Source organism: Burkholderia sp. MR1-5-21, assembly GCF_053427715.1.
Genome location: NZ_JBSAXD010000007.1, coordinates 251,101 through 272,075 on the forward strand (window position 1 = coordinate 251,101; position 20,975 = coordinate 272,075).

Below are 20,975 nucleotides of genomic sequence, written 5' to 3' on the forward strand. Positions count from 1 at the left end.
CCATTTCGTGAAACCAAAAACAATGGGGGCGCATCTTCTCCAGCTGCTTGCAGTGCACGGTCACGAGGCCTGGGTGAAATATGCCCGTCGAGGTGTTGCGTCGTTGCGCGGCACCCGGGATTCCGGACATGCACGGCAGCACGTGGCAAGATGGCTGCTCGTGGATGTCTCGATTTTGGCCACGCACGACGCTGGGACGGGTATTCAGCGCGTTGTCCGATCCATCGTAATCCAATTGTTGCGAGCACCGCCTGACAACTTCGAAGTCAAGCTGGTCAGGGCCACGCGCAGATCCGGCTATCGTCATGTCGAGCTTCAGTGTCCGGCCGGGGACGATGGCCGCCTGCAACTACGGACTCTCGACCTTCCGGTGTACGCCCAATGTGGCGATATATTCCTGGGTCTGGATTTCAGTAGTCGAATCATACCGGCGAGGTTGCGTGATTTTTTATCCTGGCGGCAGACCGGAGTGAAATGCGTATTTATCGTCTACGATCTGATCCCGGCCGTGCATCCGCAGTGGTTCACAAAAAAAGGAAAAAGGCATTACCAAAGGTGGTTGAGGGCAATCTCGATTCATGCCGACATGCTTTGCTGCATTTCGAATGCGGTAGCCGTCGAGGCTCGCCAGTGGATTTCATCGAGATTCGGCATTACCAGTGATGACGTTCAGTTTCGATGGTTTCATCTTGGTGCGACGTTTGACGATGCGGCCATCGAGCCAGTACCGTCTCTGGCTGTGCGCGCCGACAGAGACGGATTGGTGCTTGAGCAGACACTGTTGATGGTCGGAACGGTTGAGCCGAGGAAGGGACACGACCAAGTGCTGCGCGCCGTGGAAGAGCTATGGCGGCGAGGGTGCGATGTCGCATTGGTTGTGGCGGGAGGGCAGGGCTGGAATGTCGAATCGTTTGCCACACGTTTACGCACGCATCCGGAGAACGGCAAGCGGATCGTCTGGCTGGAAAATGTTAGCGACCCTCAATTGGGATGGCTTTACAAGAATCTCGGCGGGCTCGTGATGGCGTCCATGGCCGAGGGTTTCGGTCTGCCCCTCGTCGAAGCAATGCATTACGGAATGCCCGTTTTGGCGCGAGATTTGCCCGTTTTCAGGGAAATTGCAGACGAGTCCGCATCGTATTTTTGCGACGATAACCCGATCCAACTCGCGGATCGGATATTCGAATGGCTGAACGATAAAAAATCCGAAAAGACGATCGTGAATGGCCACGCGAATCCGCTTGATTGGTCGGGGAGCGCAAGCTGGCTGATCAGCCAGCTGAAAGAGTTGAGCTAACGGACGCTACTTGAGGCTAGATTACGAACCGAATCGGTTGCTGTGGTTAACCGGGACAGTCTGAGACCGGGACGTTGAACCAGGTAGCGTGTTACGTCTCCCGTGTTCGTAAGCCGGCGGGTATGTCCGATCGTCGTTCCGACGACGCGTTACGAGGTTCCCGGTGGACAAACCACGTCGAAAGCAGGCGGTCCGAGTCTAGGCGATTGCGATGACGAACGGCAGCAGGGGCGGTGCGGGATTGGTTGGGCAGTGCGAAGGTGCCGGAGTCTCGGGCGCCACGTCACGGCACGGCAATCGCTGCGACTTCAACAATCTTTCGCCGAAATTTCACGATTTTGGTCGCATTGGCGCTCAGACACAAAGGTCGCGAGATTTTGCTGATATTCTTCGTCTATCGAGACGCAAAACCATTGATGTTGCTTGATTCGCTCGTCCCAGCGTGGGCGTGTGTTTAGTGAGTTGATGGCTTGGGAACTGCTCCATCATGGCTTCCTCGCGAGCCAGCCCAGCAGGAAAACGTTCGTCTTCTCCCGGAGTTGTCCGTAGTGGACGAGCCTTTCGTTCGACTTGCGGCGATGTCGTTGCCGTCCGAGCATGTCAAGTGGTTCGTTTCTCGTGCCACGCCAGGAGTTTTCGGTGCCGCGCCGGTCACCGTGGGCAACGGCAATCGGCCGGATCATCGGTATATTGCATGCGTAGCGCTTCGGTGCACCGAGATCCAGGCGTCAGCGGTTCACTTCGAGGGTGAGCCTGACGGAGTCAGAGATTTGCAGTATCAGCCAAAACATGTGAAGGGGAAACATGAAGAATCCTTATTCCGATAAACCGGACCACGCTTTCTGGAAAAGATCGGTGTCAAGTCTGGACATGAGCGAAGTGGATCCGGTGGTGTCGGCACCGTTCCCGATCAATCTCGGAGACAAGATCGCGACGGCGGGAAGCTGTTTTGCCCAGCACATATCGCGGACGCTGACTACGGAAGGCTACGACTATTTGGTTACGGAGAGTGCACCGCGCTGCGCAGCCGCAGTCGACGACGGATATGGCGTCTTCCCGGCTCGCTTCGGCAATATCTATACCGTGCGCCAGCTTCTGCAGTTGTTCCTCCGAGCCTACGGGCTGTTCCATCCAGTCGATACCGTATGGTGGAGGACGGATGGCCGCGCGGTCGATCCGTTCCGTCCGCGGGTGCAGGAGTCGGGGTTCGCCAACCGTGAAGAAGTCGAGTCGGATCGTGTTGAACATTTCAAGGCCGTGCGCGAAATGTTCGAGCGCGCAAATGTCTTTGTATTTACGTTGGGGCTGACGGAGGGCTGGGTTTCCGATATCGACGGTGCGGTCTTTCCGATCGCTCCTGGCGTGGTCGCCAATCCGCATATCGGGGATTCGATTTCATTTCAGAATTTTACTGTCCGGGAAATGGAACAGGATCTGGCTAGATTTATCTCGCTGCTGCGAGACGTCAATCCAACCATCAAGATCATTCTGACTGTCTCGCCGGTTGCCCTAGTCGCAACCTATGAACCTCGCCACGTACTGGTTTCGACGTGCTACAGCAAGTCGGCGTTGCGTGTCGTTGCCGAGGATGCATCGCGGGACCATTCGAACGTGGCCTATTTCCCTTCATACGAGATCATTACTGGAGCGTATGCACGTTCCTTATATTTCGAGGACGATCTGCGGGAAGTGCGACCCGAGGGTGTGGCACATGTGATGCGACTGTTCAAGCGGCACTATCTTGCCGGCAACGGCGCAACTGGTTCCGGCACCGCGACGTCTTCCGCGAAGCCGGCAGTTCCTCGTCCGGGCCATGCGGCAAGGAAAGTGGAAGGACTGATGTCGACGGCGGAACACATGAAGCAACTCCAGAAAATTATTTGCGACGAAGAAGTTCTGGATCAGGACTTCGGCAGCTAATTCCCGAAAAGACAGGCGAATCATGAAAATCTCTCTCGTAGGCATCTGCCAAGTCGTGGGAATGGCCGCGTATTTGCGAAAGCAGTTTCCCGACGCGGAAGTATTCAGTTATCACATGCAGCCGACGTCGGATAGAGGCGAGGTCATCAACCATTTGGCAGGCTCGGACCTCATTATCTCGCAAATTCTTCCAGATCACGGAATGGAAGAATTCTCGAAAGAGGCGCTGCACGGAATAGCGAAACATGTCGTGATCATTCCGCCGTTGGTATTCAGCGGCTTTCATCCCGATATGATCATCATCCCGCATCGCGGAGCGCCGCTGAACTCCCCGATCGAGGTGTACCACTCGAGAATCATCGCGGCTGCCTATACTCTTGGCCTGCCTGATACACAAGCGGCGAACATTGCCAATTCGTTGGTATTTGATCGCCTCGGTTATTTCCACCACTTCAATGCGGCCAAGGATGTATTTTTTGAGCTGCTGCGCCCCTACCAGCTCGAGGAATTCGCACGCTCGCGCTGGGACGATTGGGTTGCGCGAGGCGTATTCATGCATACGCCGAACCATCCGAACATTTCCATTCTCGGCGAGTTTGCGCTCCACGCCGTTAAAACGGTAGGCGTCGAGCCTGACGCGTCGATCGAAGGAAAGGTCGACGATATCTTCGATGATCAGCATGGTTGCCCGGTATATCCGGAAATTGCGCGTCATCTGGGCGTGAAGGGCGAACTCAATTTCCGAACCTACAAGCGAGCGAGCAATAGCGAGGCGGAGAGATACATGGATATCCATCGCTTTGCAAAGAATGCTTACCAGATCTACCATTCTTTGGAGCGCGACGAATTTCTCGTCGATCCATCGATTCGTTTTGCGCGGAGTGTCATACGCGACTTGATCTCCGATTCCCGCTCCTCATCCTTGCCGGCTGCGTCGCATTGGCGATCGCGTGATCAGTCGAAGCGGATGACGGATCACGCGAACACCATAGCGCCAGCAGTCTAAGGTCGTGGCCTGATCCGAGGGATATCCTTTCGGCAAGTCGGACGTGAAGAATCGCGCGATCGCCTCGCACGGCGGTGATCTGTCGATGCGGTCGTGCCTGGTCTTCACCTGCTAACCGATCCCGGATGCCGACGGGAAGCAGGTAGGCGACCGGATTCCGATTGGTTGCGACCGCTTCCGCGGACAAACAATCCGGCGAACGATGCACTCCACCGTTGGTCTATGGTTGTGTTCGGTGAACACAATGTGGCGGCCGCATGGGGCACGTGGCCGGGCCCATAACTGCGCGTTGCCGACACTTGCTGGATTCCTCGGAGATGCCGGCCGGACTACCTATGAAACATGCTGAATCTGTTGTCGTTGTGATGATTGTTCTTTGTGCTTTTCTGACAAAGAATGCCGCGGGGCAGATAGCTGACGCATTCAGTCTCGCAGCGACCGTGGCGACAAGTACGGATCGAATGCGTGACCAGCACGAAAATGTCGTCTGTGATCCGACCGGAAAAAGGGATTCAACTGCATGCCTCGAAGCGAAGATGCGCGGCCTCGACGGTGGAGGTAGCGTCAAGATAGCGGGGAAATATTTGATCGAGCGAAAGCTCGTTGTCCCGCCCGGCGTTTCGCTCGAGGGGGATTGCGCTACTCCCGGAACGAACGGCAGCAATTCGAGTGCTGAATACGGAAACTCGAGTTGCGGGGTCCTGAATGTAAATCCCGCCGCGACTATCGTCTTGTCCTCGGGGGCGAGTATCCGGGCGATGCAACTCTTCCGGGCGGGAATGACGTTCCCCGCGCCTGACAGTAAGTCGTACGCAGGGACAGCAATCACGATCGGCGGGGATGATGCCGCGGTGGATCGCGTCATGATTCTCGGATTCGATCGGGCCGTATACGACGCCGGCTATCAACGGCCGCTGATCAATGCCTTGTATGGCGACAATAACAATGGCATCGAGCTTACTCGTGTTTACGATGTCGCCCGGATTACCAATTGCCATATGTGGCCCTTCGCAACGATCGCATCGTTGGGCGGCCCGTCGCGGAATCAGAGAACGGGCATCGCCTATAACTTGCATGACACGGTAGATGGGCCTGTTCTTACCAATAATTTTGCGTACGGTTACAAAACGTCGTTTCGCTTTGCGAATGTTAGCACGGTGGGGGCGATCAACAACGTTGCAGATAATACTGGACAGTATGTCGATTCGGAGGGGTGGCGATTCGACGGAAATCTCAATGGGTTTTCAGGAGTAGGCAACGCTGCTTGGAGTCAGGCCGTCGGAGTGTTGGTTGATTTGAACCCCAGCCAGATTGTCGACTTGTCCGAAATGCACTTCAATCACAATTCGACTCATGTTCGTGTCGAAAGCGGCAATGTGAAGGCATATGGCTCAGAATTTTTCAACGCAAAGAATCTGTTGTTGATACGACGTAAAGAATCGATTGTGTCATTCGACAGAAATACGCTGGCGAATAACGAAGTTGGTATTTCTTCAGTTGTTTTGACATCCAATGTCTACATTGGAGCAAATAATCTCAATCTGACGGAAAAGCAGGGAGAATCGTTGTTCTCCGGCGAGCTTAAGCTTCCGGAGTTGTTATCGTACCAATTTATGGCCTTGCCTTCAAACGGTGAGGTATTTTCGGTGAAGGGCAACGCTGGGTTGCGGTTTCTCCGCGGTGGATGGGCGGGAAGGAAGGTCACGTTGATTTTTCACGATGCCTTGACGGTCTATTCGGGCATCGGTCGCGATTCGCTGTTTGTTAATGGTGGAGGCAATTTTCAGGCGGATCGCGACGTTGTTCTCGTACTCGTTTACGACGGGGCACGGTGGATTCAGGTGGCTGGAACTGACAGGCGACCCGCGGCGTTGCCGCCGGCAACCTTCGCGACGCTGCCCGTGTGCAGCAAGCCATCGGTTGGATCAACTTACATGGTGACTGACGCGAGTTCCCCGCAATACGCCAAGCCGTTGGTCGGCGGCGGAACGACGACGGTGCCGGCGGTATGTGACGGGTCGAAGTGGATCGCGCATTGATGTAACGCCGTTACGGCAACCTGGCTGGATATCACGCCATCTTCGCCGTGCAGGCGACGACAGATCTAGGCCCGGGGAGCCTGTCGGTAGAGTTCGATAGTCCGTTCCGCACAACGCTTCCAAGTGAATTGGCTGGCGACGGCCAAACCTGAGGACATTGCGCCACGCCGCCAGTCGTCGTCGAGGACGATCTTCAAGATGCCTTGCCGTAGTGCTTCCGTATCGTCGGGGTCCACAAGCCAAGCGGCGCCACCGGACACCTCGGGAAGCGAGGAGCGGTTTGATGTCAAGGTCGGGATGCCGCTGGCGAGTGCTTCGAGGACAGGGAGTCCGAATCCTTCATAAATCGACGGATACAGGAAAGCGCGCGCGCCAGAGTAAAGGAGCGGGAGCGCTAGTTCGGGAACAAATCCGAGGTAATGAAGCCATCCGTCGCGCTGATAAGCTTCGATGCGGGAAAGCAGCGTACCGCTCAGCCAGCCCTTGCTGCCCGCCAACACCAGTGGGTAGCTCCGCCTGACGTCGTCGGGGAGACTGGAATACGCGTCGAGCAAGCGATCGATCCGTTTGCGTGGCTCCAGCGTGGATACGCACAGCGAGTATGATCCGGATTCCAGTCCGATCGAGCCCAGATAGGGCTGCAAATCGTCCCGGGCGCGGGGTCGGAAATCGGCCGCCACGCCGAGCGGGATCGACGTGACACGATGTTCCGGCCAGCCGAAGTATTCAATGACTTCCTGCCGAGTGGCTTCGGAGTCGGTAATCAGATGACGTGCCCTGGCGAGCGTCGACTCAAACCTGCTTTCGAAATCGATGAGCCGCTCGCGCGGATGCGTCTCCGGATACTTGAATACCGACAAATCGTGAATGGTCGAGATTCCGGAGTCGACCAGATCCGGGAGGAAGTAATTGGGTGAGTGGAACTGGAACTGTCTGGCCTGATGGTGCAGTTGCCAGCGCCGGAATATGCGGGGCGCGCGAAGATACAGGGCCTTTCGGCGTTTAGCTGCGGCGGGACTACTCGATGGTGCCGCGGGATTGCTCAACAATGCGTTGGGATTTTCGATCCAGCGATTTTGGAGAAAGAATTTCAACTCCGCGAAATCCGATGCATTGGCCAGGTAATGATTGGCAAGTTCGTACGCGTAACGACCGATGCCCGTTAGGGGAGGGGTGATGGCATCGATACAAAGGGCAATTTTCATGAATTCGCAATACTGAGAGGTACGATCTTTCACGGAGCGCACCCTGTCCATCGGTCGCGTCGAGCCCTACAACAGATGACTGGGAAGCCAATTCCCGAGCGTATTCACTCAACAGGGGCGCACGCGATGTTCAGCCGACCGATTCGGTATTCGAGGCATGTCGATTAGCGTGATCTCGCGAAAATTCGATAATGCATGCCAGTGCCTCCGCTGCATCCTCGTAAGCAAACCAGACTGGCAGGCCGTGTTCAGCGGGCAGGTTCCTGAGTTTTGCCTTCGGCAGGATTACTGGTACTTCGGCGTCGAAATTCTGGCGCATGAGGCCGCTCAGATCACCGTTGTCCTCGGTGATCCAGATCAGGGAGAACTCCCGGAATTGCGCCGGGGTGATCCATTCTTGGTGTGTAAAAGTGGGGCGAATTTCCTCAGAAAGACATTCGCGTGTGACCTCGACGATCGTGGCAAACGACTGGTCGAATCTGTCTCCGATACACAGGATTCTCGCCGCTGGGCCGATTTCCCGGGCATGATCAATCGAAAGTCTGTAAATGTGGACGAGGCGCGAAACTTGCATCTCGAAGGCATTGAGACGCATGGCTTCCCGAGCATTGACGCCGAGCCGGGTGCGCAGTTCCGGAGATCGCGCCATTTTTTCCATACAATGCGCGAGGTCGGTGGCGTTGCCGGGTTCAAAGGTCAATCCCGTGACACCGTGCTTGACTAGTTCCGGCATCCCGCCGATTTGCGAGGCGATGACCGGTATTTCTGAGCACATAGCTTCCGTGATCGAGACCGGCTGATTTTCGGGCCAGATCGACGGCAGGATCAGTACATCGGTATTTTCATAGACGGACGACATCTGCTCGTTCGGGATCTTGCCCCAGAACGTGACGAAATCCTTGCAGCCATTGCTTGCAATAATGCGCTCGTATTCCGCATGCTGGTCGCCTTCGCCAACCAAATTGACGTGAACGTTGACATGGTTCTTGACGATCGCGAGCGCGTCCAGCAAGGTTGCGGCGCCTTTGTGCTTTCCGAAGTAACCAACAAAGGTAAAGCGCACGGCAGGCGCTGCGCGCCTGTCGATATTGGAAAAGCGTTGGAAATCGACACCATTCCAAATGACGTGCATCTTTTCCGCCGGAAAACCAGCCTTCACGTAGGATTTCGCCAAATGTACCGACGGTGATACAAACGCATCGACGCTGTCGAACAGAATCCGGAAATGATCTTGGCGAAGTCGGATCGGTATGTTTCTGCCACGTCCGTCGTCCAACGGGCCGTGGCACCGTGTGCAGGCCGTGAAATCATCGCAGAGTTGCCCGCCCTCAAGCATCGCCGTATTCTTGAGACAGTATCCCCAATGGTCGTGGAGTGTGACGACACAGAACGCGCCGGCATCTTTGGCGATCTGAAGAATTCGCGTCGACAGCCCGATCAGATTGTGCCCGTGTACAACATCCGGCTTGAACTGTTCGATGATCGCGCGAAAATTGTCGTCGATTTGAGGATGGTTAAAACTAAGCAGGCCGAGCTGGAAATCTTCGCCGGTCAACCGGTTTCTGTGGATTGTGAGCCCGTCCTGTTCGTCTGTCCGCAAGCTATGTCGAGGATAGCCTTCACGAATGTCACCGCAGAACACCTCGACCTCGTGTCCAGCGCGTTTCAACATGATCGCCTGCTGATGCGCGATCAGTTCGGCACCGCCGATAAATTTCGGCGGATAGACGTTTGAGCAAATAAGTATCTTCATCGCAGTTCAGTAAGCGGCGTGCAGGGTATCGACGATCGAGAAAACGACGCGTTTTCTCGAATCGCTGTCGCCGAATGTCTCGACATTGACATTCGGCTCCGACTTCCGAAGGTCGCTGGTGGCGACGGATACGCGATCGTCTCGCAGGAGGCTGTGCAGCTGCAACTTGTCCACATCTGGGAGGCTCGTCTCGAGATAAACGGCGAGCGGCTGTTTCGGCGAGTACGTCTGAGCGATGTCGAGAGCTTGTGTGACAAGCTGCTCGTCGTCGGACAGGACCAGCAACGAATCCGGATACGGTCCCCGGACATCGAGTTCTTCGAGCACGAGCGGAAGTGAAACATCGATTGGCCCGCTGATACGGATGACGTTATCGTCGCCATAGCGGATATCATGCGATTCGTCGTCGGGGCTGAACGCGAACACCGCGCGACCAGCGGGTACCTCGATCAGCGTGCCGACCTGGTTGTCCGCGACGATGAGCGTGCTGCCAAGCGCGACTCGTTTGAACAGGGCATTCAGGAAGATGCGCGACGCTGTGCTAATGCCGTAGTTGCGGATGAGCGACAGTGATTCATCGACGGCCGCGTGCACGTCATTGCCCGTGATGCTATTGGGGGCTTCGTGCTCGGTGCACATCGATTCATCGAGTATCTCGAGAAAATCGGACGTGTATTCTTGCCAGGTTTTGATAGTGCGCTTGCCCGCCTGTTCGGTCAATCGCCGCAGCAGCGCCGGGTCATTACCCAACTTGAAAATGGCATCCGCGATACAGTCGGGCATCGTCATATCCGCCGTCAGGCAGCCGCCCTCGTCGGCGAGTTCACGCATTACGCCGTCCGCGTGGCAGACGCAGGGTTTGCCGTGCCACAGGCTTTCCATGATCGGCATGCCGAAGCCTTCGATTTCCGATGCGTATATCGTGAACGTCGAATCGGAATAGGCCTTGCGCAGTGTGTCGTCATCGACGATACCGAGCCATTTCGCGCGGGGCTCGGATTTGCAAAATGCCGTCATCTCGTCGGCAATGTCTTGGGCTCCCGCGTATCGATTGCCGATGAAAGTAACCTCCCAGTCGAAATCCGAATGGTTTTTCGCCAACGTTCGCAATGCCGCGAGTATCTTCCGATGCCCCTTTCTAGGTTCCAGCGTCGATACGCAGAGAATGCGTGTCGGACCGTCGATCGTCGAGTCGACGGAGTCGGTAACCCGGGGTGTACCACCGAACTCGCCGGGCAGGATGTTGACCCGAACCGGCGGCCCGGCGAGACTGTTCGCCTTCCAGAATGTGTCGAGGCAGTCGCCCGAGAATCGGGAAATCGGAATGACCGCGTCACAATGCGAGATACCCCGCATGTAATCGGCGTGGTTCTCCCGAATCGCAGAGTCCTTGACGTAATCGGGGCGAAGCACGGGGATGGCATCGTAGAAAATTGCAGCCGTCCGAATGCCCGCCTCTTTGCAGAATTTTCGAATATTGACGCCGTTCTTCTCGAATATGGTTTCGGTCAGAAGGAGCCAGGCGTTATGGCTGCGATACAGATCCGGATGATCGCTCAGCAACTCGCGTCGTCCCGCGGGAGAGCGCGGCAAAGCTCCTCCGGCGATTGGGCCATTATATTGCGATAGTTGCTTGTATTCATGCTCGGTCGGGAACACGTACTGTTTGACGCTCGGATCCCACATGACGAAGATGGGATCTACGAAGCGCTGCAGTTCGCGACAGAGCCGTCGCGTGACGCGAATCACACCGGAATTGGCCGGATCGATAGCTGCGTTGCTAACGTCGATCAAGATATTCTTGTGAGATTGACCGATATCGCGGATGAGATCTACGTATTGCCCGATGACGCGCTGCCAGCGGAAATCTCGATGAAACCGCGTTCGTTCGGGCCAGTGATTGGCGGCAACGATGTCGGCGGAGTGGCACAGATATTCGAGTTTTTCCACCATCTCTGCGATGTTCGTACACAGGTACCAAGGGTGAACAACGACCTCGGGATGTGCTGCGACATTGAAAACCAGCGTGGGTTTGTTCAGCCATTGCATTTCGGCGAGCGGCAGATTGAATCCTTCCCAGGTCGAGACGGAAATGCCGACGTCGCAGGCGCGCATCAGATCCTGCAATTGAAGATCGCTCGGGAAGCCGACCGGATGTACATGATCTCGTGCCGACGTGGGGCATTCGAACTGCTTCGGATCGGCCAGCACGAAGATGTTGTGGTCGATGTTCCGGCGCGAGAGCGCGGCCGAGATGTCGAACACGCATTCGGAATTCTTGTAGCAGCCCGGTTCCCAGCGGCCCAGGTTGATGATGTTCAGTTTCTTTCCTGACGACGCGTCGAGGAACGGCGACGCGAGCGATCCGGAATCTTCGGCCGCATCGTCCCAAATCGCATCCGCCATATGGTCTGCGCCGAGCAGGATTGTTTCGGATGACACTGAGGGCGCATCGATCGCGGATTGCGACGTCGCGATGAATTGACTGATCGGCGAAATCTTGCTCAAGCTGGGCAAGTGTTTCTTGCGCAATTCCTTCAGGTAAAGCTGGATTTCGCGCGCGTGGCCCTCGAATCCATCGAGCGGAACGGAGCCGCAGTCGATGAACAATGTACGGCAGTTGTGCTTTTCGAGAATCGGAATCGTGGAAAAAAATGGCCAGCCACCGATAATCGCGACGTCGGGTTTCGATTTCCAGAACAACTCATCCCACGCCCTGTCGATCCACTTCGATGTAAAGGTGTCGAGTTGGATGTAGGCTTCGGCACCGTCGGGAATTCGATAAATCTGATCGGCGGCGTTTTTCACAACTGATTCATTGAAATTGTTCGCAATCACGGTGACGTGATGCCCCTGCTTGCGAAAATTCTCTGCGAGAATCAAGAGTAGTCGATCGACGCCGAAGCGAAACAGCAGCCGTTCGTTGCAAATCAAAATGTTCATGATCGTTTCTGCCTGTTATTTGGCTTTCTTTCCGATGACTGCATAGTCCTGCGGGCCTGCGAGCAGATTCGCAAGTTGATTCGAAACGGGAGACAACTGCGCGTGCAACTCCGTATCGGGGTGGAGCTTGATGCTCTGGACATCGACGAAACCGCTTTCCTCAACCAGGAATTGAAGCAATTGTGGCGGAATGGGGCGTTTATGCGTCGGATCGAGATAAAAATTACAGGCGCCGACGATCATGTTTTCCGGGTTTGGTGTTTCCAGAATCAGCATGCCGCCTGGCTCGAGGACGCGCATTGCCGCCTTGAGCAATTCAAGTTGCGACGCGAGCGAAATGTGCTCGATCATGTGAAACGAAGTGATCACCGAATAAGACGCACTCGCACAATTGTTCAGGTAGGCGATCGCATCGGACTGGACGATTTTCAGCTCAGGGATGTTCGAATTGGGTGATACATCGACACCGACGGCATCATGATTTTCGGCGCGCAACAGAGAGAGCCACTCGCCGCGACCACAGCCGAGGTCGAGGATGCGTTTAGTTTGCGTGTCGGCGATGGATGTCTCGATCCATGGGAGATACAGCTTTTGTCGCGAACTGATCAGCGAGCGCGATCCCCGGAACTTCGTCTCGAAATCGTGGTACAGCGATTCGAAATAGCCATTCCCGATGGAGTTGAGGCGAGCCAGCTGGTCGCTGTCGAGACTTCCTGACAGGGAAGTCCTTGCTTCGTCGAACAGGATCGTCATTTGATTCCGCGTCTGACGAAGCTCATCGTTCAGCTCGGCAGCCATCTGGTGTTCGGTTGTCAGATCTCGCTGGATCGTTGAGAGGTTTTCTTGAAATATTGAGTTTCTATTTTCGGCAAATTGGCGAAAATCCTGCAGTGAAGACAGTGATTTTTCGATTTTTTCGCGCACATCGTTTGACGTATCGCGAGGGGGCTTGCGAGTCGCTCCCTCGCCCGGGCGGCCGCTTGGTGTTTTCGTCGGGCCCGATACACTTCCCGAGTCGACCGTCGAGGCAATTTTCGTCAGCGCGTCGTCTAGCGACCGCTTGAACGAATCCAGTTGCCTCGTGATGTCGAGCAATTGGTCGGACGCGGTGGATCCGTTCGATCCATTGGCGTTGTTCGTTCGGCGTATGCGCTGCTCGATGCGTTTGATCTGTTCGTCGAGCGCGCGGAGGCGCTCGTCGTACACGATCCATTGAGGCTGTTCCGCAGAGCGCTTGCGTTCCTTGACGATGTGGTCGACGTTCGATCGAAGCATGTCGACGGACTGTCGCAGCATCTGGATCTCGGAATCCCGAACCCCGTTGTTCTCCGAGATGAAATTCAACAAGGCCGCAAGTGTCCCGTCCGGCATCGCGGAGGCACTACAGCTGTTGACGCCAGGCAGGTTGTGCTTGTCCGGGCGCGCGAATTCTCCGAGCGACTTTGTGCCGGACGTGTGGTATGCGGTTGGCGTTGATTCATTGGGCTCCACAGGAACGAATTGGGCGATGTCGAACAAATCCTGGCGAAGACGTTCGATTTCGCCTTTCAGTTCGAGAGCGAACGCCTGGTTCGTCTTTCTGTCGTCCTCGATAGCGACGAAGACAACGCGATGGATGTCGTCGGAGCGGGTTGCAACGTCCTCCAGTTTGGCGAGCAACGCGTGATGATCGGTATCGGGGCGTGTTTTCCCCTCGAGCTTGCGGATACGTTCATCGTACGCGATCCACGGCGAACGCTTGGCCGATTCGGCGATCATCCTGGAGGTGCTGTCAATATTTTCCTGCAGGGCAATGATCGCATCTCGTGTAGAACAAGCTTGGAGATTGGCGGCTCGATCGCGTTCCCCGATAGCGAGCAGGGTCCGCTGAAAGGCGGAGTCGGCTGCGGCGGCGCGCGCATTGGCGTTGGCGATGAGCGTGCCATTGGCCAGTTTGGTCAATTTCCCGATGTGATGTGTACGATAATGAACGATAAACGGGAGCGCGATCCACCGGATCAGAGGGATGGCTTCGAGCTTTTCTATGAGATTCGGGTAGGCGATATCGTGGAGGACTGTCGCGGCTTCCCGTCCTTCACGACTGACGCGCAGGTCCTGAATGACCTTGACCTTTGAGCCACCGGACCGGAGCTGGTTCAGATAGTATCGAAGACCATGTGTGTCCGGCTCACGCTTCAAAATAACGCGATAGACGGAGCGGACGAACCCCTCGTCTTCATATTGCTGGAGCGTCGTCGCGGAAAAATGGATCTGCTTATTGCCTGAGATCGATTGCTTGAGCTTGCTCTTGATCCGGGGGCCGATTACCGGGAGATTTGAGAGAAACAGGAGCCGCTTGGCACGTCGTATTCCCGCGAGCTGCGTGCCGAGTTGCTTCCGTTCGCTCGATGCCCATATGTGAAGAAGGATCTCGAGTTGGGAGGCGCCCGATTGGAGTTGTTCGAGCAGGTGGTCGCGGCCGGCATCATCGAGTTCCCGATGCATAAGATGGGCGAACAGCTTGCGAAGAAAATGCTCGTCGTTTTCGTTGAAGAAGTCGACGAAGCTCGGGTAGGTCGGTAGTGCTGGGTAGGCCAGATCGAACCGGGCAGGAATCGATACGCTGGGCAGCGGTGACAACGGGTGTTGTTCGAGCGTGGCATGATGGCGCGTGCCATTCGATGCATGAACGGCGCCGCGCAGCTCGATGGCGATCTGTTTGATGCGTTCGAAATCGGGCGTGATCGAAGCCGGGCCACGGGCGTGAGCACGTGCTGGGTCAAACGCCGTCTCGAGTTTGGACTGCAGGATTCGGTCGGCTTGACGTGCAACTACCTCGCGGAGTCGGTTCTTGAAGTGAGCGATTTCAGTGGGCTGCATGTTTTTGAACCTTCTTGAAGGTAATTGCCGAAATTAAAATCGTGAACTTCCTGCCTGCCGCTGCTCGCTCACCATAATGGCGAGGCGGCGCCCGGAGCGAAACAGACGGCTCGCTCCGGCGTCGTTGGATTTCGGAGTGAAATATTGTGTGACGCTTGGATGTCGCTCCCGACACGCTTTGTCGACAGTAGGAATCAAGCCGCAAGGAAACTCGCCGCCCGACGAGGGAGCGATTTCAAATAAGAGATGCGGAAAGATTGACCGTCAGAAAGACGCGATCAACCATTCTACAAGTAGAATTTTCGCATCGCAACTTACGTAAGCAAAAGAATTGCCTCTCTGTTGGTTTTTCGGGGGGGGGCAAGCTTGTAGATTGTCCGTGGTATCACGCTAAAAAACTCGCTGGGTTAGCGTTCTCCCGGGCTCTAATGTTGCGACGGATTAGTCATGGTGTTCGCGTATGCCTGCAAGCAACAGGCTCAAAATTCCCCACGCAACTATCCCGAGTGCGAATACCTCGAATACCGATTTGAGACGCTTGGGCTCGGTTGCGACGTCGGGGGTATTCGCCTGAATCAAGCGATCTAGGTAAAGCTGCTTGCGTTCTGCCTCGCCGCGGGCGATTTCCAGCGCGGCAATGGTCGATGCAAGCTGCTTATTGGCGATTTCCGAGTCCAGCTGCAGCTTCGTATAGGCGACATTTTTTGCCGACAGCGAGCTCCTGTTGCCGCTGACGTCGCCAGTGGAGTCGTGAATCTGCTTCTGCAGCGTTGCGATATTCTGCGTCAGGACCGGAATCTGCGGATTCTTCGGCGCGATAGACTGCAGCTGCACGAGCTGGGTCTGTGCGTTGAGCAGCTCCGTTTGTAGCTTAGTGATTTGCTGGAGTTGCAGAGTGGACTGTTTTTCAGGGTCGAAAACCGCGTTGCCGTTTCGGTAGGCGGCCAGATTGGCCGCCGCCGTCTTGGCTTTTTCCGTAGCCTCGTCGACCTGGCGTTGAGCAAATCGCACAGTATCATCCGCGGCACGCTTGTTCATCTGGTTGATCAGGCGCTCGCTCATCTCCAGCAGCTTCTCGTTGATACCGGCGGCCTCATTCGCGGTATAGGCGCGTACCACCAGGGTTGTGATTCCGGACGCGGAATCCAGGCTCGCCGTTACAATATGCTTGCCATAGTATCTCCACAGTGACTCGAAGCTGCCGTCCAGACTTGCGTGAAATCTGCTGAAGATGTCGCCCTGCGTGGAGTAGGCGGACGCAATGCTGTCGTTGGCATTGAGTTCGCGAAGGGCGTCTCGCGACTGAATATAGTCGATAACGGAGTAGGCGTCGTCCGGCGTACGAGAAAAGGCGGCACTTTGCAACAGTGCGCCCATAACGCCACTAGAGCTTTGGTGGGATGCGCTTCTGACGACAAAGCGCGACTCCGAAACATACACATCGGAGGCGATTAGCCCGTAGTAGCCGATCGCAATGATGGTCGGGGCGATGACGGTGATTGCAAACAGCCGATTCACGCGCTTAAATCTATCGATCAGGCTGCGTCTGGTTTGTGTCGGCTGATTGTTCGTTGCAATTTTGTTAGAGATCTGTTCCAACTCTTTTCCGCGTGAATGTGCCCTTGCTTCATTGCCAGTATCGCCTTGTCTGGCGGAGGGGCGAATCAGAAAGCCGGGATGCCGTTCAGGCTGAACGCAGGTGACCTGGTTTGCATCTCGGGACGTGCAATCTCGTGCCGCTCTTGGCTCCTCGTGCTGCAGGCTGGTGACGAGTTGCAACCTTGCCTGGTGCCGCGCTGGATTCGGGGGGGGGGGCAGCCGCGCGCGAAATTATAGCTGTGGCAAGTGCACGATATCACCCGTAGCTGACATTTTTATGATTCATTGTGTGCCGGCCGAGTGAGATTGCGGCCCTCTCGGTGGAGATTCGCGTGGTTCGCCTGCATCTCGACCCGGCAGCGGTGGGAGTCGGGCGGGAGATTCGTCGCTGTTTGCATTGGGACTCGATTGGCAATTGACGCCGCGCGTAACGTCCTGATCAATTGTCAGATGTCAGATCTGACAAAATACACGGCAAATAAGAGCACATTGAACAAGGTTCGCCGTGGATGGCCTCGCGCTATCGTCTGGACTGGGGCGCCTGTGTGTGGGATATCCCGGTACGGAACGGGCATCGGGAAGGATGTCTGGCGCGGAGTCGTTCGTGGAGGGCGCGTGCGCGACGTTGTGCGGCATGGTAGACGGCGGCGCGGTCTGGTATGTCACGACACACCACAAATTTCGGATGCTGCCTTGTGGACGCTCAGTTTGGAATGTTATATTCGGCGACCTTGCGAATCGCGAGCAATCCCGGCGCGATGAATTCTAATTCTAGTGACCACTTCGATGGGTGAGGGCTATCCCATCCGGGATGTCTTGCCGGTTGATACTTTCCATGCCTCGCTCCTTTCTTGTGCTGCAAGGCACGGCTTCGCTGTTTTTCAGTCGGTTGTGCGAGGCTCTCTCAGGCCGTGGTCACGCGGTATGTCGTGTCAATTTCTGCGGCGGTGATTGGTTGTACGGTCGGGGGGGAGATGTCATCGATTTTTGTGGCAAATCTTCCGACCTCCCGCGCTGGTACGCGGATCTGGTGCGTCAAAAGGGCATTACGGATGTCCTGATGTTCGGCGACTGCCGCGAGATCCACCGGCACGTGCACCCGATATCGGAGCAGCATGGCGTTCGCGTGCACGTCTTCGAAGAGGGTTATATCCGTCCGCATTGGATCACGCTTGAGCGGCATGGTGTCAACGGGCGATCGCTGATGCCGACCAATCCGGCGGATATCCTTCAGGTACACGGACGAATTCCGCCGGCGCAGCCCGGGGTGGCGACAGGATACAACCTTTTTGAACGCGTCTTTCACGACGTCGCGTACCGTATCGCGAACGCGCTGCTGGCGTGGCGCTTCCCTCGCTATCGCAGTCATCGTCCGCGCAACGGGCTGTTCGAATACGCGGGGTTGGCGGTACGCGCGTTGTTGCAGGGGCGGCATCACCGCCAGGCCGAGGCGGTTACGCGGGAACTGCTCGACCGCGGTCAGCCGTACTATTTGTTCCCGCTGCAACTGAATTCTGATGCGCAGATCGTTGTGCATTCGCCGTTCGAAGGGATACGCGATGCAATCGACTACGTGATCCGGTCTTTCTCGCGGCACGCGCCGCAGGACGCGACACTGCTGATCAAGAACCACCCGCTGGATACGGGAATGATCGAATATCGGCACTTCGCGCTGTCGCGCGCGAAGGAGGCGGGGATTGGCGTGCGCGTGCGTTTCATCGATTCGGGTCACCTGCCGACTCTGCTCGAACATGCGTGCGGCGTGGTCGTGGTGAATAGCACGGTTGGCCTGTCGGCGCTTCATCATGAGCGCCCGCTAGTGGCGCTCGGCACCGCAATTTATAATATGCCCGGCTTAACTTGGCAGGGAAAACTCGACGATTTTTGGCGCAATGGCAAGCGGCCCGACATGCACCTCTACCATGCCTTCCTGGACTACGTGATGCATCACACGCAAATCAACGGCGATTTCTACACCCGAACCGGCATCGAGATGGCGGTCGCGGGTGCGGTCGAACGCCTGGATCGCGCGGATGCCTGATCGACTGCCGCGGTGCATCGTCATCACCGGTGCAAGTGCCGGCCTCGGCCGCGCGCTAGCGCTCGCTTATGCGCGACCGGGTGTGATTCTCGGCATTGTCGGCCGCAACGCGGCTAAGGTTGATGTGACCGCAACGGCCTGCGGCGCGCTCGGCGCTACCGTCGAGACGTGCGCGATCGACGTGCGCGATGCCGCGTCGATCGCCGCGTGGCTGGCCGATTTCGACACCCGCCACCCGATCGACCTGCTGATCGCGAACGCCGGCGTGGCTAGCACGATCGCAAACGCGAACGACTGGGAAGGCCTCGAACGCACGGCTCGCGTCATCGACACGAATCTATACGGTGCATTGCATACGGTCTTACCGATCGTCGACCGGATGCGCGAACGCAGGCGCGGCCGTATCGCGATGGTCAGTTCGATCGCCGCGCTACGTGGCATGGCGATCTCGCCCGCCTATTGCGCGAGCAAGGCCGCGATCAAGGCCTATGGCGATTCCGTGCGCCCGCTGCTGGCGCGTTATGGTGTGGGCGTCACGGTCATCCTGCCAGGCTTCGTGAAGACCGCGATGAGCGACGTGTTCCCGGGCGACAAGCTGTTCCTCTGGAGCGCCGAGCGCGCGGCCGCGTACATCCGGCGGCGGCTCGACGCGGGCCGCAGCGAGATCGCGTTCCCGGGCTTGCTCGCGTTCGGTATGCGCCTCCTGACGCTCTTGCCCACCGCGCTAGCCGACGCGATCCTCGACCGTTTGTCCTATTTGCCGTCGAAGGACCGGGCCAATTGAGCGCGTGTCTTGCCTTGACGCCGGCGGCCACCGTTGCGCTGTCGTTCGCGTTCGATGCGATCGCCATCCCGCGCGCGCCGCTGCGGCGGCCACTGCTGTCGTCAGCGCTTCACATTCTTTCTGTACTCTTTCTCTTCGACCTGATGATCACCGTCACGTCGCGACCGGCATTCTCGGTATTCGCGGCGCTTGCGCTCATCGGTCTCGTCGCGGCTGTCAGCAATGCGAAATACGAGTCGTTGCGCGAGCCGTTCGTTTTCACGGACCTCAGCTTGTTCAGTCAGTTGTTTGCTCACCCGCGGCTGTATCTGCCGTTCCTGAGCGTCGGCAAGGTCGTCGCAATCTGTGCGGGCATCGTGCTTGTGATCGCGGGCTTCGTCGCCGAGCAACCCGTGCCTCCAAGTTCCTCTGGGTTGGGCTGGCTTTCGATGGTGCTGCCGTTCGCGCTCGCCGTGCACGTCGCCACTCGCCTTCCGCTCACGCTCGATCCGTACGTCGACCAGCGCCGCCACGGCTTTTTCGCAGTGTTCGTCGCCTATCTGCTCAACGGCCTGCGCCCCGCGACGTTCCGGCGGTTCCGCGAGGTCGTGGCGGCCGGGCCGTTCGCGACTGGCGAGCCGACGCGGCGCCCCGACGTGATCGTGATCCAGAGCGAATCGTTCTTCGACGCGCGCCGGCTCGGCGAGGCGGTCGCGTCGGGCCTCTTCGCGCGCTTCGACGAGGCGCGCCGCGAGGCCGTCTGGCATGGCGAGATGAGCGTGCCCGCTTGGGGAGCGAACACCATGCGCACCGAATTCGCGGTGCTAACCGGCACGGAATCGTTTTCGCTCGGGTATGCGCGTTTCTATCCTTACGCTTTCGTCAGGCGGCAGGTCGCCTCGCTCGCGTCCTGGTTCGGCCGTGGCGGCTACGAGACAGTCGCGATTCATCCCTATTACGCGGATTTTTTCGGGCGAAGCCGGGTGTTTCCATTGCTCGGCTTCGCGCGTTTCCACGATATCGGCCACTTTGTCTCGGCATCGCGAGCCGGTCCTTACGTGGCGGATGCCGCCGTCGCCGAAGCAATCATCGCAGAACTCGAGGCGACGGGCCACGATCGCCCGCGCTTCGTGTTCGCGATGACGATGGAGAACCACGGCCCACTGCATCTGGAGCAGGTTTTGCCCGGAGAATCGACTTCAAGGCATACTCTCGGCGAAGACGCCTCCTGGCGCGACCTGACGGCGTACCTGCGACATATTGAAAATGCTGATGCAATGATCGGGCGCTTGCTCGATCATTTGCGCGCCAGCAATCGTGAAACTGTGGTGTGTTTCTACGGTGACCATGTTCCAGCCATACCTCATGTTTTCGATAAGCTGGACGTTAATCCGCAACACAGCGACTATTTCATCTGGCGGAATTTCAACGCGGTTGCTGCTGAGCGTCAGGACTTGCAGGCCGAGAAGTTGGGTGCGTTGCTGTTGCGCGTGACACAAGAGGGCGGAACTCGCGCGAAAGAGTCGTACACATCCGAGAAAGCGACATAA

General features: G+C 57.0%; 12 protein-coding genes. 7 read left to right on the forward strand and 5 right to left on the reverse strand.

Features of this window, described 5'->3' with window-relative positions; genetic code table 11:
• Positions 1-7 precede the first annotated feature (7 nt).
• The 4 genes from ACV229_RS12770 (at position 8) to ACV229_RS12785 (ending at position 6,262) form a co-directional block, all read left to right on the forward strand.
• Positions 8-1,297: a glycosyltransferase family 4 protein gene (locus ACV229_RS12770; protein WP_448083487.1), complete on the forward strand. Its 1,290-nt coding sequence runs from the start codon at positions 8-10 to the stop codon at positions 1,295-1,297.
• An 804-nt stretch (positions 1,298-2,101) separates the two neighbouring features.
• Positions 2,102-3,217 carry a GSCFA domain-containing protein gene (locus ACV229_RS12775; RefSeq protein WP_448083488.1) on the forward strand — a complete coding sequence of 372 codons (1,116 nt, stop codon included), beginning with the start codon at positions 2,102-2,104 and terminating at the stop codon, positions 3,215-3,217.
• Positions 3,218-3,239: 22 nt separating this feature from the next.
• Positions 3,240-4,223: a WcbI family polysaccharide biosynthesis putative acetyltransferase gene (locus ACV229_RS12780; RefSeq protein ID WP_448083489.1), complete on the forward strand. Its 984-nt coding sequence runs from the start codon at positions 3,240-3,242 to the stop codon at positions 4,221-4,223.
• Positions 4,224-4,558: 335 nt separating this feature from the next.
• A complete protein-coding gene (locus tag ACV229_RS12785; protein WP_448083490.1) occupies positions 4,559-6,262 on the forward strand; it encodes a hypothetical protein in 1,704 nt (567 codons plus the stop codon).
• Between the two features lie 65 nt (positions 6,263-6,327).
• On the opposite strand, the gene ACV229_RS12790 is transcribed toward ACV229_RS12785, so the two are convergent.
• From ACV229_RS12790 to ACV229_RS12810, 5 genes are all read right to left on the reverse strand, one after another.
• Complete coding sequence (locus tag ACV229_RS12790) at positions 6,328-7,467, reverse strand: glycosyltransferase family 4 protein (protein WP_448083491.1); 1,140 nt, start codon at positions 7,465-7,467, stop codon at positions 6,328-6,330.
• A gap of 130 nt (positions 7,468-7,597) precedes the next feature.
• Positions 7,598-9,220, reverse strand: coding sequence for a glycosyltransferase family 4 protein (locus ACV229_RS12795; RefSeq protein WP_448083492.1), 1,623 nt, complete (start codon positions 9,218-9,220; stop codon positions 7,598-7,600).
• A gap of 6 nt (positions 9,221-9,226) precedes the next feature.
• Positions 9,227-12,163, reverse strand: coding sequence for a glycosyltransferase family 4 protein (locus ACV229_RS12800; protein ID WP_448083493.1), 2,937 nt, complete (start codon positions 12,161-12,163; stop codon positions 9,227-9,229).
• 15 nt (positions 12,164-12,178) lie between these two features.
• The gene (locus ACV229_RS12805; RefSeq protein ID WP_448083494.1) at positions 12,179-15,022 is read right to left on the reverse strand and encodes a DUF4214 domain-containing protein; all 2,844 of its coding nucleotides are present in this window, start codon (positions 15,020-15,022) and stop codon (positions 12,179-12,181) included.
• A gap of 441 nt (positions 15,023-15,463) precedes the next feature.
• Positions 15,464-16,612 (reverse strand): hypothetical protein, encoded by a 1,149-nt coding sequence (locus ACV229_RS12810; protein WP_448083516.1) that lies wholly within the window; start codon positions 16,610-16,612, stop codon positions 15,464-15,466.
• Positions 16,613-17,456: 844 nt separating this feature from the next.
• On the opposite strand from ACV229_RS12810, the gene ACV229_RS12815 reads away from it, so the two are divergent.
• The 3 genes from ACV229_RS12815 to ACV229_RS12825 are packed head-to-tail and all read left to right on the forward strand — an operon-like array spanning position 17,457 to position 20,975.
• Positions 17,457-18,662, forward strand: coding sequence for a capsule biosynthesis protein (locus ACV229_RS12815; RefSeq protein ID WP_448083495.1), 1,206 nt, complete (start codon positions 17,457-17,459; stop codon positions 18,660-18,662).
• On the forward strand, positions 18,655-19,446 hold the full coding sequence (locus ACV229_RS12820; RefSeq protein WP_448083496.1) for an SDR family NAD(P)-dependent oxidoreductase: 792 nt from the start codon (positions 18,655-18,657) through the stop codon (positions 19,444-19,446). The genes ACV229_RS12815 and ACV229_RS12820 overlap by 8 nt, the downstream gene beginning before the upstream one ends.
• A complete protein-coding gene (locus ACV229_RS12825; RefSeq protein ID WP_448083497.1) occupies positions 19,443-20,975 on the forward strand; it encodes an LTA synthase family protein in 1,533 nt (510 codons plus the stop codon). Before ACV229_RS12820 ends, ACV229_RS12825 begins: the two co-directional genes overlap by 4 nt.